The sequence below is a fragment of the Shewanella sp. QJM3NY_23 genome, assembly GCF_056173105.1.
The window spans coordinates 1,640,091-1,655,945 of the sequence record NZ_CM149657.1; the positions used below are offsets into that span (position 1 = coordinate 1,640,091).

The 15,855-nt window shown below is 48.3% G+C and carries 14 protein-coding genes; 8 read left to right on the forward strand and 6 right to left on the reverse strand.

Annotated features, from left to right (window positions below; genetic code table 11):
* Positions 1 to 221: 221 nt before the first annotated feature.
* Entirely contained in the window at positions 222 to 635 is a 414-nt protein-coding gene (gene rnk / locus AC0VXX_RS07535) for a nucleoside diphosphate kinase regulator (protein WP_475516595.1), read from the forward strand.
* Between the two features lie 460 nt (positions 636 to 1,095).
* Entirely contained in the window at positions 1,096 to 2,142 is a 1,047-nt protein-coding gene (locus tag AC0VXX_RS07540) for an NAD(P)H-dependent flavin oxidoreductase (RefSeq protein ID WP_475516596.1), read from the forward strand.
* A gap of 20 nt (positions 2,143 to 2,162) precedes the next feature.
* Here the strand turns inward: AC0VXX_RS07540 and AC0VXX_RS07545 are convergent, their stop codons facing one another.
* The 6 genes from AC0VXX_RS07545 to AC0VXX_RS07570 form a co-directional block, all read right to left on the reverse strand.
* A complete protein-coding gene (locus tag AC0VXX_RS07545) occupies positions 2,163 to 2,816 on the reverse strand; it encodes a cupin domain-containing protein (protein WP_475516597.1) in 654 nt (217 codons plus the stop codon).
* Positions 2,817 to 2,929: 113 nt separating this feature from the next.
* Positions 2,930 to 3,679: a ribonuclease H family protein gene (locus AC0VXX_RS07550; RefSeq protein ID WP_475516598.1), complete on the reverse strand. Its 750-nt coding sequence runs from the start codon at positions 3,677 to 3,679 to the stop codon at positions 2,930 to 2,932.
* 39 nt (positions 3,680 to 3,718) lie between these two features.
* Positions 3,719 to 4,234 carry a DUF1415 domain-containing protein gene (locus AC0VXX_RS07555; RefSeq protein WP_475516960.1) on the reverse strand — a complete coding sequence of 172 codons (516 nt, stop codon included), beginning with the start codon at positions 4,232 to 4,234 and terminating at the stop codon, positions 3,719 to 3,721.
* A gap of 115 nt (positions 4,235 to 4,349) precedes the next feature.
* Positions 4,350 to 4,943, reverse strand: a complete 594-nt coding sequence (locus AC0VXX_RS07560) for a LysE family translocator (protein ID WP_475516599.1) — start codon at positions 4,941 to 4,943, stop codon at positions 4,350 to 4,352.
* Between the two features lie 385 nt (positions 4,944 to 5,328).
* On the reverse strand, positions 5,329 to 6,171 hold the full coding sequence (locus AC0VXX_RS07565) for a DUF2797 domain-containing protein (protein WP_475516961.1): 843 nt from the start codon (positions 6,169 to 6,171) through the stop codon (positions 5,329 to 5,331).
* Between the two features lie 171 nt (positions 6,172 to 6,342).
* Complete coding sequence (locus tag AC0VXX_RS07570) at positions 6,343 to 6,840, reverse strand: glycine cleavage system transcriptional repressor (RefSeq protein WP_475516600.1); 498 nt, start codon at positions 6,838 to 6,840, stop codon at positions 6,343 to 6,345.
* A gap of 183 nt (positions 6,841 to 7,023) precedes the next feature.
* On the opposite strand from AC0VXX_RS07570, the gene AC0VXX_RS07575 reads away from it, so the two are divergent.
* The 6 genes from AC0VXX_RS07575 (at position 7,024) to AC0VXX_RS07600 (ending at position 15,822) form a co-directional block, all read left to right on the forward strand.
* On the forward strand, positions 7,024 to 9,282 hold the full coding sequence (locus tag AC0VXX_RS07575; protein WP_475516601.1) for an ABC transporter permease subunit: 2,259 nt from the start codon (positions 7,024 to 7,026) through the stop codon (positions 9,280 to 9,282).
* Positions 9,283 to 9,342: 60 nt separating this feature from the next.
* Entirely contained in the window at positions 9,343 to 10,995 is a 1,653-nt protein-coding gene (gene pstA, locus AC0VXX_RS07580) for a phosphate ABC transporter permease PstA (RefSeq protein WP_475516602.1), read from the forward strand.
* 77 nt (positions 10,996 to 11,072) lie between these two features.
* Positions 11,073 to 11,891 (forward strand): phosphate ABC transporter ATP-binding protein PstB, encoded by an 819-nt coding sequence (gene pstB / locus AC0VXX_RS07585; protein ID WP_475516603.1) that lies wholly within the window; start codon positions 11,073 to 11,075, stop codon positions 11,889 to 11,891.
* 87 nt (positions 11,892 to 11,978) lie between these two features.
* On the forward strand, positions 11,979 to 12,680 hold the full coding sequence (gene phoU, locus AC0VXX_RS07590; RefSeq protein WP_110458136.1) for a phosphate signaling complex protein PhoU: 702 nt from the start codon (positions 11,979 to 11,981) through the stop codon (positions 12,678 to 12,680).
* Positions 12,681 to 13,315: 635 nt separating this feature from the next.
* Positions 13,316 to 15,295: a BCCT family transporter gene (locus tag AC0VXX_RS07595; protein ID WP_475516604.1), complete on the forward strand. Its 1,980-nt coding sequence runs from the start codon at positions 13,316 to 13,318 to the stop codon at positions 15,293 to 15,295.
* Between the two features lie 161 nt (positions 15,296 to 15,456).
* On the forward strand, positions 15,457 to 15,822 hold the full coding sequence (locus AC0VXX_RS07600) for a YajD family HNH nuclease (protein ID WP_110458134.1): 366 nt from the start codon (positions 15,457 to 15,459) through the stop codon (positions 15,820 to 15,822).
* Positions 15,823 to 15,855 lie beyond the last annotated feature (33 nt).

A 15,855-nucleotide genomic window follows, 5' to 3' on the forward strand; every position in this document is an offset into this window, starting at 1 on the left:
GCTAACGCAAAGTTAGGTCTACTGGAGGGTAAGGGGGCGATGTTTGTCATGCTCTGGTTTGGATAATATGGGGCTTATGATTGGGGACAGTTCGATCATAAGTGCCTAGGTAAGATAGTCGGCTCAGCGCTGCGTTACAGTGAAGGCGTTTGAGCCTAATCGCATGCCTTGGTGGCGATGCGTTAGTGATAATAAATTTACACAGGTTAGGTAGAGTAATTATGAGTAAGAAGCCAAATATTACAGTATCTTCTATCGACTTAGCTCGATTAGAAAAAATGATTGATTCGTTAGATGGCCAGCACTGTGCTGAAATTGATGACCTAATGACTGAGCTTGAGCGGGCAGAGATCCTGCCTCCTGAGCAGATGCCCGCTAACATAGTGACCATGAACTCGACAGTGCGCTTTAAAGTGGCCTCATCGGACAAGGAGTTTTCGTTGACCTTGGTTTATCCTCAAAACCACAATGGCGATGTAGGTCAAATTTCAATTTTGGCCCCAGTGGGCAGTGCGTTACTGGGTTTAAAAGAAGGCGATGAAATTGAGTGGCCAAAACCGGGAGGAGGACAGTTATTGGTTAAGATCATTGCGGTTGAATATCAACCAGAGCGCGCGGGTGAATATCATTTATAAATGTCATGACTGAAAATTGTCAAGGCTACGCGCAATACGCTTATTCAAGCTAAATTCAAAATACCGTGCTGCGTTAACGTGAGCCCAATGCTTATTATAAAATAACTCTGGTATTAACAGGTTATTGATTGAATGAGTTGATAATTGGGCTCACTATTTATTAGACTGACTCTTTATTACATCTACATCGTGAAATTCATGCTGAGTGAGTTTAACTCTGTAGGCTTTGGTGTTTGAGGATAAATCGGTACAGCCAAGAGAGGCGTTGCTCATCACATGATGGTTACATCGCGGCTGTCGTTACCTTAACCCTGCCTTGAGCATTCGCGCTTGAGCTGGGTCGCCAATTAAAGTGCAACACTCACGGATACCCGCCACGGATACAAGGGGGTTGTGTCACTAAAAGCTACAACTACAACTACAACTACAACTTAACCATAGCCCACAAAGGATGTTGCTTATGGATCATCAAATGAAATCACTTTTGGGTATTGAACTGCCGATCATTCAAGCGCCCATGGCCGGGGTACAAGGCAGTGCATTAGCGATAGCCGTTAGTGATGCTGGCGGTTTAGGCTCCTTACCATGCGGTATGTTGACGCCAGAGCAAGTGATAGATGAAATCAATACCATTAAGCGCGCCACGGCTAACCCCTTTAACCTCAACTTTTTTTGTCATCAGGTGCAAGCCTATGACGCGCAGCAACATGCCAATTGGCAGACACAATTATTGCCCTATTTTAATGAGCTGGTGATCGAATGTGACAGTCAGCCTAATGGTGCCAGTCGAGTCCCTTTTAGCCATGAGATGGCCGATGCTATTGAAGCATTTAATCCGCCTATTATTAGCTTTCATTTTGGTTTGCCTGAGCCAACACTGCTTAAACGGGTTAAAAGCTGGGGCACTAAGGTGATCTCATCGGCGACCACGCTTAAAGAGGCACTCTGGCTTGAGGCCCATGGTGTCGATGCCATCATTGCCCAAGGCTTTGAGGCTGGCGGCCACCGTGGCATGTTTTTAACCCGTGATGTGTCAACCCAAATGGGGCTGGCGGCGTTGGTGCCGCAATTGGTGAGTCAAGTCCAGGTGCCAGTGATTGCCGCTGGAGGGATAGGCTGTCACCAAGGGGTTAAAGCCGCACTCACCTTGGGGGCGGTCGGGGTGCAAGTGGGCACGGCTTATCTGTTGACGAACCAAGCGTCCACATCGCTGCTGCACCGTGAGGCCATCACGAGTGATGCCGCTATGCATACTGCCATTACCAATGTGTTTTCAGGGCGCCCGGCGCGAGGCATTGTTAATCGCCTGATGCGAGAATTGGGCTACATTAGCCCACACGCACCAGATTTCCCCTATGCTGCGATTGAGTTGACTCAATTGAGACAAGCGGCAGAAAAACAACACAACAGCGATTTTTCACCCTTGTGGTGTGGGCAAAATAGCCAAGCTTGCCGCGCCATTTGTGCCAGCGAGCTGACCCTGTCTCTAGCGGGAAAAATACAATAAGCAAACCTGTTTAGGCGCGGCTATATCACTTGCAGGTGGCCGGTTTTAACCCAAATGACGGTTTCTTGTTCAACGTAGGGGAAATGTTCGCTCATGTGCGGGCTGCGAAGCCAAGTATGGGTTGGATATACCCCAAATTCATCACGAAACTCACCCGAGAGCACTAGGATCTCCTCGCCACCAAAATGGCGGTGGGGTTGAAAACGCTCGCCCGCAGGCCATTTGACTAAGGCCACATGCTCATGTTCAAACTGATGTAAGCCCATGACTTGAAGGCCACCTATGCCTTGTCGCCAGGGAGTATTGCGGGTGTCGATGCGCACAGTGCTGCTGTCATGTGGATCAAATTGATTAAGCTTAACCAATAAGGTGCAACCTTGCTGGCTAAAGGGGGCGTGCTGGCTGCCGGGAGGGTTACGGATGTAACTGCCGGCAGGGTAGTCGCCGTGCTCATCAGAAAACACACCTTCAAGTACTAAAATCTCTTCACCCAGTGGGTGAGTATGAGTGGCAAACGCCGAGCCTGCCTCATATTTGACTATGCTGGTGGTGTGGCCAGACTCTTTGGCTTCACGCTCAAGTGGCTTACGCCATACCCCTTTGGCTGGGCTTGCTTGCCAGTCTTGCTGTTGGGTGTCGATAGCCAACCGCTGAGTGAAATCCATGTTGAACATATTGTTATTCTCCAACTCATTGATGTGCTGTGTTTAAGCCCATATGGGCTTAAACGGGATGTAGGCTATGGTAGACCGAGATTAGCGCGATTTTATTGCGCGTAATATGTCGATTAACCGGCGCGCAGTGCCAGTATCTCATCGAGCGAAAATGGCGCAGGGTAGCGGCTAAAGTCGCGGTCTTGCTTATCGATAGCATAGATAGACATGCGATCGGCGAGTTCATTACCTTCAATGCCCACGTGGGCGGCAACATGGGATATTTTGAGCTCAGTTTTGAGCTCATCATACAGTGCGTGAGCCTGTTGGATTATCTCTAAATTAGCAATGTCGCCTGCGGTTTTGCGCTTCCAGCCTTTGGCTTTCCAGCCATAAGCCCAATTGGTGATGCAATTTAAGGCATATTGAGAGTCACTGTGAATATGAACGCTGTTACCGCGTGCAAGTTCGGTTTTTGCCATCAGCAGTGCTTGCTGCAAGGCATTTAATTCGGCGGTGTTATTGGTCCCCTTAGGGTTATATAAACCGTACCACAGCTCGGCAAGTTCACCTTGTCGATACAGTGCTAGCCCAGATCCCGCTTTGCCGGGATTGGGCTCACAGCCGCCATCGGTATAGATATCCACATCACTGTCTGGGGCCGCGCTGGCGTTGGCAGTGGCTTGGCTTTTCGGCTTGTTAGCCGATGGGCTAGGGCGGGCACTGACGCCACCTTTAGCAAAAGCGGCTTTGGCTTCGGCTTCGGTCTTAAATGACTTATAGCGGGCGCCTGCAAAACCATCGACTAAGGCTTTGGTTTGAGGCCAGCTGGTAAAAATACCGGTTTCTCGTCCTGCCCAAACCACATAATATTTTGTTGCCATGTTTATCTCGTCTTAAAGTTGTGCCAGTCGTTGTGAGTATTATTGCTTGCAGTCTCGCAAGAGTTTGACGAAAAATTCAGTGCCTTTACGTTCGGCAAAGGCGATATTACGCTCGGGGATCGACTCCGGATCAGCATAATTGGCCAGCGCCTGTTCCATGCTCGCTTCATGAATAATATGCAGTGTCGGATAAGGGGCGCGGTTAGTGTAGTTGGCCGCACTATCTTGTGGCTCGCCATCGAAACAGTAATCTGGATGAAAGCTGGCCAGTTGATACATCCCCTCATAGCCTTGCTCAATAAGCAGATCATTGGCCATGTCGACCAAATCCAGATAGAGGTAAAACCCTTCAAATCCGCGCGGTAAGATCAGTAGCGTGGTTTCTATCTCGCTATGGGCATCGAGAAGTTGGCATTCATCGATTAAGGCGTTGAGCACTTCATCGAGTTGGCGGTTTTCCACGACTTGGTAACGTATGGTATCGGCCAACACCTCTTGGCGGGCAAATGGGCAGATATTGTATTTCATGATGACCCGTTCGACCCAATGCTGCATCTCGGTGGCTATGGCCTGGGTAAAGTCATCGGTTGCTGGTCGTTGCAGTGTCACCTAGTGTCTCCATTATTATCAATATCCCCTAAGCCTATGACGGCGCAATCGTTGGGGAGAATTAAGGCGCGATCATAGGGATGATAGACAGCACAAGCAAGAGTGCCATGGTGATGTTAAACGCTTTTTGTTGCCGTTGGTTTTTTAGTAACCGTTTTAAAGCAACCCCAAAGCCTAACCAGACGATGGCACAGGGAAAGGCCACGCTTAAAAAAACCGAGGCAATGGTGAGGACTTGACCTGTGAGCGGTTGCTCTAGGGTGGTAAAGGTGGCTACCGCGCCCACTGCCATGATCCAGCCCTTAGGGTTAACCCACTGAAAAGCCGCGGCCTGGATAAAACTGAGTGGTCGACTAGTGTGTTTGCCCTCCATCTTACTGCTGCTATTAGCAATCAGCCAGGCAAGATAGAGTAAGTAGGTGATGCCAATATATTTTATAGCGACATGCAGTATGGGGTAACTTTGAAATAGGGTGCTTAAGCCTAGGCCTATCGCCAGCACCATGGCAGGAAACCCAATGCAGATCCCCGCAAGATGAGGCAAACTGGGTTTGATACCAAAGTTGACTCCTGAAGACATCAACATGATGTTATTAGGCCCTGGGGTAATACCAGATGAAAACGCAAACAGCGCAATAGCCAAGACAAGTTCCATGGACGTAATCGTATAGTCGCTTAAAGTCAGTGGCACATCATCGCTGAGAATATCACGCCTTGCCAGTAAAAAATGTCAGTCATCATATCGGCGCTATGCTTGCGGCAGGATTTGTTACCCTGCTTGCGATAGGGTGATAATCCCTTGTTGCTTGTTTAAAGAGGGGGGAACAAAAGCGGTGGTAAAAGCGGGCTAAAAATGTTGGTCAAAAGGAGTTAACCCCCATCGCCAGTCTACAGCCTCCTCTTTTCACTTTTTGAGGCAATACTCTCAGATTTTATAGCAAGTTAAGCGCTTATCTATGATGACGATTGTCGATAATGAGCGAGGCGAATAAAGACAAAAGGCGCCATCGGCGCCTTTATTGAGCATGGCTAAGAGAGTATTAATCCTCGTCTGAGCTGAGGCTTATCTCGTAGGAGGTGAACTTTCTTAGGTTGATAACGCCCGTATCAAAAATCAGGTACTGGCCTTTAATCCCCATAAGCGTGCCGCTGACCACAGGATCTTTATCAAAGTTATGTGAGGCTATTTTGCTGGGGAACGCGTTGACAGGGTAATCAATGGCGACAATCTCTTCATCGAGTTGCTCAATAGCATATTCACCATGTTGCATCGATAACTCGTGCATCCGGGTCTCTATTTGCGGTAGCAGCGCCTTGGCGTGGGCGGCTAAATCTAGCGGCTGGGCGTTGCCCTTGAGCATAGTGCGCCAATTGGTTTTGTCGGCAATCATTTTTGCTAACTCCACTTCCACTAGACCCGATAACTGCCTGCTTGAGACCTTCAATATGGCTAAGCCTTGGGTGGCGCCCTGATCTATCCAGCGGGTCGGCAACTGAGTATGGCGGGTAATACCCACTTTTAGGCCCGAGGTGTTAGATAAATACACATAGTGCGGCACGAAGCAGTTATCTTCGCCCCACTGCGGCTCGCGGCAGGTGCCTTGTTCAAAATGGCAGGTTTCCGGTTTCATAATACACATATCGCAGCTGGCGAGCTTTTTCATGCAGACGAAACAATGGCCTTGTGAATAACTTTTCTTGGTTTTTTTACTGCAATGACTGCAGTAAATATGGCCAGTGTGAGTAAGGGTGACTTGACGGCCGATAAGCGGATTCATCTCGATAAGTTGGTCAGACAGTGGCAACTGGTATTGTACTTGGCCTTGGCTATCGAGCGCAGAACGCATCTTGTGGATGTTTCCGCTGATTGGGGCATTTGGCATCATGGAGTCCGATATAAAATAAATAAAAATAGCTAAATAGTGCGAGTAGCGTCGCGATGACGCTAGATTATATCAGATTGCTAGCAATGTTTTTGATTGGTTTTACCGATTGTTAACTGGCCGCGAAGCGGATGATGAATTAACAATCGGTATCGCAGGTTCCGCTTAAGCTTAGGCGTTGGTATCGAGCACCACGTCATCGCCGATAGTATAGAGCGCTAAGCGCAACTGTTGTTCGATGTCATCATTAGGAATATTTAGGCTAAAGCTAGCCCTAAAGAGCGCCACGCCAGTGTGACTGGCGCTCTCATATTGGGTCGATAGTCGCTCTATATTGAGTCCGAGTTCACTAATTTTATTGGATATTTGGTGTACAAGCCCGGGTCTGTCGTAGGCTACCAGCGAATAAGCTTGGTAGCGGCTAGGGGTGAGCTTATGACGGGTTTTGGCATAGGTTAGGCTTAAGCCATCGATACATTCGAGGTTCTCGAGCAAGGTTTCCCAATTGGCTGCTGGCACTTCAAGTAATAAGATAGCCGCAAATAGACCATCGATATGACGCAGCTCTGAGTCGAGCCAATGGCCACCGTGTCGGCTAACGATATGAGCTATCTGTTCAACTAAGCCTTGTTTATCGGCTACTTGCAGGGTAACTAGGTATCGTAACATTTCGCTAAAACTCCGTAAGTTGGTTAATATCGATGCCATTGTGTCGCTGTAACAATAATGTCATCTTGACGTCATATAATCTCGACCGTCAGCAATGGGATGTGGATGTTTGACTATTGTTAACATAGGTGTAACAACAATCCCAGTGAAAACTCTACAGAACAAACATAAACGAGGTTCTTAATGGAAACTCAGGTAACTCAACCTGGTTCTACTACAGCAAAACTGTTGATGGGAAGGGGCTCTAATCGACGAGCTTGGCAAGATAAGCTCACCCAAATAGGAGTAACGCTTGGCGGCATCATGGTGTTTGTGGCCTTGCTGTTGATCTTCTTTTATCTGCTGTATGTAGTGAAGCCGATTTTTGATGGCGCCGATGTGACGCCGGTTATGACCGCTCAGCTCGATAAACCCGATGTCGCCACCTTGATGGTGGGCAGCGATGAGCAAAATGAAATTATCTATCGGGTCACCAGTCAAGGTGAAGTGCAGTTTTATCGCACCGCCACAGGTCAGCTGATTGAAACCAGTAGCATAGAGATCCCCTCCGATACACGCATTGTCAGCAGTGCCACCGCCTTTCCTAGCCAGCAACGCTTCGCATATGGCTTATCAAATGGCCGGGTGATCATCGCCGATATTCAGTTTGGCGTGACCTATCCAGATAACCAGCGACTCATTACCCCGAATATCAGTTTTCCGTTAGGGCAACCTTCACTGCAAGTGGCCGATGGGGATGTGGCGCTCAATCAGCTCACTTTTGCTTACTCAAGCGATAGAATGAGCTTTGCCTATCGCAGCGACGCGGGTCAATGGTTTCTTTCACGCCAAGAGGGCGAAGAGAACATGATGACCGAGGAGGTGGAATGGACAGCGACCTCCAGCGTGATAAGTGATGCGCCAGTGCAAGTGCAGCAGCAGTTAATGACGCCAGATCAACGCCAGTTACTGCTGCGTTCGGGTAATCGGCTATTTGTCTATGATATTCGCGATGCAGAAGCGATCACCTTAATGCAGGTGATTGAATTGGAGCGAGCCAAAACCAAGGTGACCGATGTCTCCTTGTTGGCAGGTGCCAGTTCGGTATTGGTAAGTTATGATAATGGCTTGATATTGCAGTATTTTCAGGTTAATGGTGACAAAGGCCGCCAGTATCAAGAGATCCGCCAATTTAGCAATCAGGCGGGTGTTAAGCGTATCGCTAGCGAGTTTTATCGTAAAAGTTTCGCCACTATTAGCGACTCAGGCGAGTTAAACCTCTTATATACCACCAGCCAACGTAAGCTATTTTCCCAACGCTTTGATCTTAAGCAACCTGGCGTGATGGGCTTTAGCCCGCGCTCCAATGCCTTAGTGGTCGAGGCGGGCGGGCAATTACACTTGTTTGCCGTGGACAATAGTCATCCAGAGGTGTCGTGGAGCGCCATGTGGGACAAGGTGTGGTATGAGGGGTATCCTGAGCCGCAATATGTATGGCAGTCGACTTCGGGATCAGATGATTTTGAAGCTAAACTAAGCCTAATGCCCTTGGCATTTGGCACCATGAAAGCGGCCTTATATGCCATGCTGTTCGCCACGCCGCTTGCTATTGCTGGCGCTATCTATACCGCATACTTCATGTCGCCAAAGGTGCGTGCCGTGGTAAAGCCCACCATTGAGATCATGGAGGCCTTACCTACGGTGATTTTGGGTTTCTTAGCTGGTTTATGGTTGGCGCCGTTAATTGAAGATAATCTCCCAGGGCTCTTGCTGTTACTGGTGCTGCTGCCCTGCAGCATTTTGCTCACCGCTTTTGCTTGGCATCAGTTGCCTGGGCGCTGGAAACAGCGCCTGCCAGAGACCTATCAAGAACTGATGCTGTTACCGGTTATCGTGTTTGTGGGGTGGTTCTCGTTTTACATTAGTCCCGTGGTTGAGCAGGCATTCTTTGGCGGTGATTCGCGCATGTTTATCACTAACGAGCTGGGGATCACTTTCGACCAACGTAATGCCTTAGTGGTCGGCATTGCCATGGGCTTTGCCGTGATCCCAACGATTTTTTCCATCGCCGAAGATGCAGTGTTCTCTGTACCGCGTCATCTGTCTAACGGCAGTTTGGCCCTAGGGGCGACTAACTGGCAAACGTTGACCAAGGTCGTGCTACTGACTGCCAGCCCAGGTATTTTCTCTGCAGTGATGATGGGGCTTGGGCGCGCTGTCGGCGAAACCATGATAGTACTCATGGCCACGGGTAATACGGCCATTATGGAGTGGAGTGTATTTGAAGGCATGCGCACCTTGGCAGCCAATATCGCGGTCGAGATGCCAGAATCTGCCATTGGTAGCTCCCATTATCGAGTGCTGTTCTTGGCGGCGTTCGTGCTGTTTATCTTTACCTTCTTAGTTAACACCATTGCTGAAGTGGTGAGACAGCGTTTACGTGAACGCTACAGCTCATTGTAGTGGAGGCCAGTATGTTTTCGACATTAATATTTTCGCCTGTGACCTTAAGAGGCTTATGTAATGGGTAAGTGGTTTAAATCGGGTTCGCCGTGGATCTGGATGACGGGCGGCGCCGTGAGTATTAGCTTGATTGCCGTGTTGGGATTGCTGCTGTTAATCGCATGGCGCGGACTGAGTTATTTCTGGCCAGCAGAGATCTATCAGTGGGAGTTAGTGGATCAACAAGGAGTACGTTCAACCTTGATTGGCGAGATTTACGACACCGAAGCTGTTCCTACCGAGCGCTTGTTGTCGGCGGGGCACCAGTTTAAGCAGCATCCAGGTGAAACGGTCACCCGTTACTTAATTAAAACGGGTAACCGTGAGTTTGTGAATTTGGACTTTCGTTGGGTGTTGGCCACTGACATCGTCTCGCGCACCGCGCCCTATGATGTGGCTAAGCTTGAGCGCAGCAAAAATGGCGATTTTTACGGTTATCCTATTGCCATTATCGAAGATGGCAAACGATTAGCGTTAGATGATGTGGAAGCCTCATTTGAGGCACATATCGAGCGGGCCGTCGCCTTGAGTGACCAAGCGGTGTCGCTGCAAAAAGGCGACATTGGCTCGATTAACTATCAGCTCGAAAACTTACGTCTCAAGCAGCGGGGTTATGAATTAGATAACGCCCTGACCGACAGCCGTAAGCAGGCGCTAGCGAGCGAACGTGAGCGGCTGCAAAATGAGTACCTTGAGCTGGAAAAAACCTTCTTTGCCCTGCGTCAAGCGGCGGCTCGCGATGCGGTTGTGGTGCGCGATATGCGCGGTGAAGAGGTGGTGCTTAAACTCGATACTATTTTAGGCGTCACCTATTCTAATCGTTTAGGCATCGTCGGTAAGTTAGTCCACTGGTTTAAAGGGGTGGGCAATTTTGTCAGCGCCGATCCCCGCGAAGCCAACACCGAAGGTGGCGTGTTTCCGGCCATTTTTGGTACCGTATTTATGGTGATGTTGATGGCGGTGATTGTGACCCCCTTTGGTGTCATTGCCGCAGTTTATCTACATGAATACGCCAAAAAAGGCCCCGTCACTAAGATGATCCGCATTGCGGTGATCAACTTAGCCGGCGTGCCGTCGATTGTATACGGTGTGTTTGGTTTAGGCTTTTTTGTCTATATGTTGGGCGGCTCGCTCGATCAACTGTTTTACCCCGAGGCCTTACCATCGCCCACCTTTGGCTCACCTGGGGTGATATGGGCCGCACTCACCTTGGCTATTTTGACTTTGCCTGTGGTGATTGTCTCCACCGAAGAAGGCTTAAGCCGTATTCCCAGTGCGGTGCGTCAAGGCAGCTTGGCACTGGGGGCGACGAAAGCGGAAACCCTATGGCGCATTGTGTTGCCCATGGCGAGCCCTGCGATTATGACCGGACTTATTTTAGCGGTAGCCCGTGCTGCCGGTGAGGTGGCGCCACTGATGTTGGTGGGTGTGGTTAAATTAGCGCCCACATTGCCGATAGATATGAACTTTCCATTTGTGCATTTAGAACGTAAATTCATGCATTTAGGTTTCCATATTTATGATGTTGGTTTCCAGAGTCCCAATGTTGAAGCGGCGCGACCCTTAGTGTATGCGACCTCATTTTTATTGGTGTCTGTGATTGTGAGCTTAAACTTAACGGCCATCGCCGTGCGCAACCACTTGCGTGAGAAGTATCGCTCGCTAGAACATTAATTGGGCATAGATTACATAGTGCTTAAGCTCGGCTTGAGCGCCAATATCCCTTTATCCTGAAGTGATTAGGAACAGATATGATTTCGATAGATAAGTCGGTAATGCAAACCGCGTCGGTAGATTTAGATAACTTAAGCAGTGAGCAGACGGCACTAGAGATCCGCAACTTGGATCTTAAATATGCCGATAAACAGGCGCTCTTTGATGTGTCGATGAAGATCCCGAAAAAGCAAGTGACCGCCTTTATCGGCCCCAGTGGCTGTGGTAAGTCGACCTTGCTGCGCTGCATCAATCGCATGAACGATTTAGTGGATAACTGCCATATCAGTGGCGAGATTTTACTGCATGGGCAAAACATTTACGCCAAAAATGTCGATGTAGCTTCATTACGTCGCAATGTGGGCATGGTGTTTCAGCGTCCGAACCCGTTTCCTAAGTCGATTTATGAAAACGTGGTGTATGGCTTGCGTTTACAAGGCATTAATAATCGTCGTCAACTCGATGAAGCAGCGGAGCGCTCGCTGCGCGGCGCGGCCATTTGGGATGAAGTCAAAGACAGATTACACGATAATGCCTTTGGCTTGTCGGGCGGGCAGCAGCAGCGTTTGGTGATCGCAAGAGCCATTGCCATTGAGCCAGAAGTCTTGCTATTGGATGAGCCCACATCGGCCTTGGATCCTATCTCGACCTTAACCATTGAGGAGCTGATCACCGACTTAAAATCGCAATATACTGTGGTGATAGTGACCCATAATATGCAACAAGCCGCAAGGGTGTCAGACCAAACGGCCTTTATGTACATGGGAGAGTTAGTGGAATATGCCGACACTAACACCATCTTTACCACCCCTAAGCAGAAGAAGACCGAAGATTATATCACCGGGCGTTATGGCTAATCTCATTGAGATAGCAAGCTTTGCTTGGTGGGCTAAGTCTATTGCCGATGGCACGGAATTGATGACATTTAACAAGGTTGAATTTTAATGGAAAACATGAACTTAAATAAACATATCTCGGGTCAGTTTAACGCTGAGCTGGATGATATTCGTCATCGCGTATTGGCCATGGGTGGCTTGGTCGAACGCCAGTTAGAGCAAGCGCTCGATGCGCTTGGCAATTTAGATGTCGAACTGGCGCAGCAGGTGATTGAGGGCGACCATACGGTCAATGGTATGGAGGTGTCTATCGATGAAGAGTGCACCCGCATCATCGCCAAACGTCAGCCTGCTGCCAGTGATTTACGTTTGATCATCGCCATTTCGAAAACCATCACTGACTTAGAACGTATCGGCGATGCGTGCGTTAAGATTGCTAAGGCGGCATTAGATAAGCGATTGAAAAATCAACAACCTCTATTGGTCAGTATCGAGAATATGGGCCGTCATGCCACCCGCACCTTACATGCCACTTTAGATGCCTTAGCGCGCATGGATGCCGATGTCGCCCTTGAACTGCATAAAGAAGATATTAAGCTCGACAGTGAGTATGAGGGCATTATTCGCCAGTTGATGACCTATATGATGGAAGATCCACGCTCAATTCCCGAAGTACTGGATGTGTTATGGGCGGCTCGCGCGGTCGAGCGGGTAGGGGATCGCTGCCAAAATATATGCGAGTACATCATTTATTATGTCAAAGGCAAAGATGTGCGCCACACTTCCTATGAAGAGATGAAAAATATCTAGGGCCTGTTGATCTTTTAAGGTTGTTTTTGCAGCGAATTGCTGGGTATTTATACAAGGCAGAAGCTTCGCAGTGTAGTTATTCTACATAAAAAGCTGAGAACGCAGTAAAAATCCCCAACAAACGCTGCCCGAAGGGTTCGGCTAAAAACGTTTTACTCTTTGTTAAGTGAATTTTGCTTAGATGACTAGGCTGCAATCCACTCGCCTCGATTAAAACGTTTTTTTCTCGAACAAAATTCAACCAGCAAAGATCAACAGGCCCTAGCCAGTCGGGCTAAACTCAGCCGCAATAAGGGCAGTCTTCAAGACTGCTCTTTTGTTTATCAGTATCGATTAATATCTGCACGATTTAGTCAAGGGGTGAATTGATAAGGGATTTCGGGTATACTGCGCCAGCTTCTGGTGAAGGTAGATTGTATTCAATAGCGCTTTATTAATGGTTGTTATTTAATGTAATTTGTTGCGTAGGTCGAGATTGTTTTGACCTATGCCGTTGTGTATATCTTGTTTAAATGTTCACTCAGAAGCGTGCTAACCCTGGCCATATGACTTAATGGCATCTCATGGGTAGCATCAAATTTAACTAGGCAGTCAGCAGTTTGGCTGTGTGGTATTAGTTTATGTTGAGAGGAACTATGTCGATAAAATCGAGTATCAACCCGCCGGTGTTTTTTTCATCGGTGGTCATGATCTTTATTATGGTGTTTGTGGGCGCAGTGTGGCCTGAACAAGCGCAAACCATCTTTAAATCTGTCCAGCAGTGGTTAGAGATTAAAACCGGTTGGCTTTATATCTTAGCTGTGGCGGTTTTTTTAATTTTTATTATCTTTGTGATGGTCAGTCGCTTTGGCGACATTAAACTGGGCCCCGACCACTCTGAGCCCGATTACAGCTATCAAAGCTGGATAGCCATGCTGTTTTCGGCAGGTATGGGGATTGGTTTGATGTTTTTTGGTGTGGCAGAGCCGGTGATGCACTTTTTAGCGCCGCCCGATGCCGATCCGCAAACCATTCAGGCCGCCAAAGATGCCATGAAAATCACCTTTTTCCACTGGGGTATTCATGCTTGGGCCATCTACGCTGTCGTGGCGTTGTGTTTAGCTTACTTCTCTTATCGCCATAAATTACCCTTGCTGCCCCGCAGTGCTTTATATCCGTTAATCGGTGAGCGCATTTATGGCCCAATAGGTCATGCGGTGGATACCTTTGCGGTATTAGGCACCTTGTTCGGTGTGGCGACCTCATTAGGCTTTGGCGTGTTGCAGGTCAACTCTGGGCTCAATTACCTGCTTGGGGTACCGATTTCTGCCATGGTGCAGGTGATCTTAATCATCGTTATCAGCTTAATCGCGACCTTATCGGTGTTTTCTGGCCTAGACAAAGGGGTGAAGCGCCTCAGTGAGCTTAACCTGGGTCTCGCCATCTTACTGCTGATATTTGTGTTGCTATTTGGCCCAACGGTCGCCTTGTTACAGGCGTTTGTCCAAAATACCGGTGCTTATTTAAGTGACATCGTCGGTAAGACATTTAACCTTTATGCCTATGAGCAAAAGAACGATTGGATTGGCGGTTGGACCTTGCTTTATTGGGGGTGGTGGATCTCTTGGTCTCCATTTGTGGGCACCTTTATTGCACGCGTATCCCGTGGACGTACCATTCGTGAATTCTTAATCGGTGTGTTATTTGTGCCTTCGGCCTTCACCTTTTTGTGGATGACCGTATTTGGTAACACAGCTATCGACGCCATTATGAACCACGGCGCTACCTATTTGAGCGACGCGGTCTCCTCTGATGTGTCGGTGGCCTTGTTTAAGTTTTTCGAACATATGCCAATGTCGACCCTGTTATCGACTATCGCCTTATGTCTGGTGGTGACTTTCTTTGTTACCTCGTCTGATTCAGGGTCGCTGGTGATTGATAACCTGACCTCGGGCGGCGATCCCAATGCACCGGTATGGCAGCGTATTTTTTGGGCGTTATTGCAGGGTGTGGTGGCTTCTGTGTTGTTGCTTGCTGGTGGTTTACAAGCCTTGCAAACGGTGGCGATAGCCAGTGCGATGCCATTTTTGCTGATCATGCTATTAATGTGCTTTGGTCTATTTAAGGCATTGCAGGACGACTGGCTTAAGATCAACAGCGTACAATCGCATAATACCAGTGTGCAATACGCTAAGACCAACGTCAGTTGGGAAGATCGCATCGATGTACTGGTGTCGCATCCCAGCCATGAAGATGCCGTGCTGTTTTTAAAACATGTTGCCGCACCCGCTTTAGAAAAGGCCTGTTTAAGCTTTGTGAAGCGTAATATTCCGGCGCAGATGCAATATGTTGAAGACAGAGTGCGCTTTATCATCCAAGAAACAGAGCAGGGTGACTTTGTCTACGGCTTAAGGATACGGGCTTATACTATCCCTAATCCATTAGAAGCCGAGATTAAAGACGGCGATGTTAATTATTATCGGGTGGAAGTGTTCCTTGAGCATGGCGGTCAGCATTATGACGTGATGGGTTACACCGAGGAGCAGATTTTGGCCGACGTGGTGACCCAGTATGAGCGCTATTTGCATTATCTGCATCTGTCGAGCTCAGAATATGTCAGCGACGAAAACACTTAATATCCAATAGATCACTGCAAGTGATTTAAAAGCCCAAATCTTAGGATTTGGGCTTTTTTTATTGGGATGGTTAGCGCTGTTGGTGCTGCACTATTTTGGTTGCACTTAGGTAGACCAATGATTATTCTTGCAGGCAATTATTTTTTGAAGAGAGACAGTTCATGTCAACCCATCAAGGTCAAAGCAAGCTAGACAAAGTGCTGGCTGAGGCGCGCGAATATAAAGCCAAACGAGAAACCGGTTACCGTGAGCAGGCGTTAAAACTCTATCCTTGGGTGTGTGGGCGTTGTACCCGCGAGTTTACTCACTCCAACTTGCGCGAGTTGACCGTACATCATCGCGATCATAACCATGACAATAACCCCTCAGATGGATCAAACTGGGAGCTATTGTGCCTCTATTGCCATGACAATGAACATGCTAAGTATGAAGAGCTGATCCAATATGGCGCGACCACAGAAACCAAAGTCGAGGCGGCCACCTATAACCCGTTTGCAGACTTAAAAGGGATGATGAGCAAAAAGTGATAAGCGCCAACGGCCTATCGCTAGCATAAGATG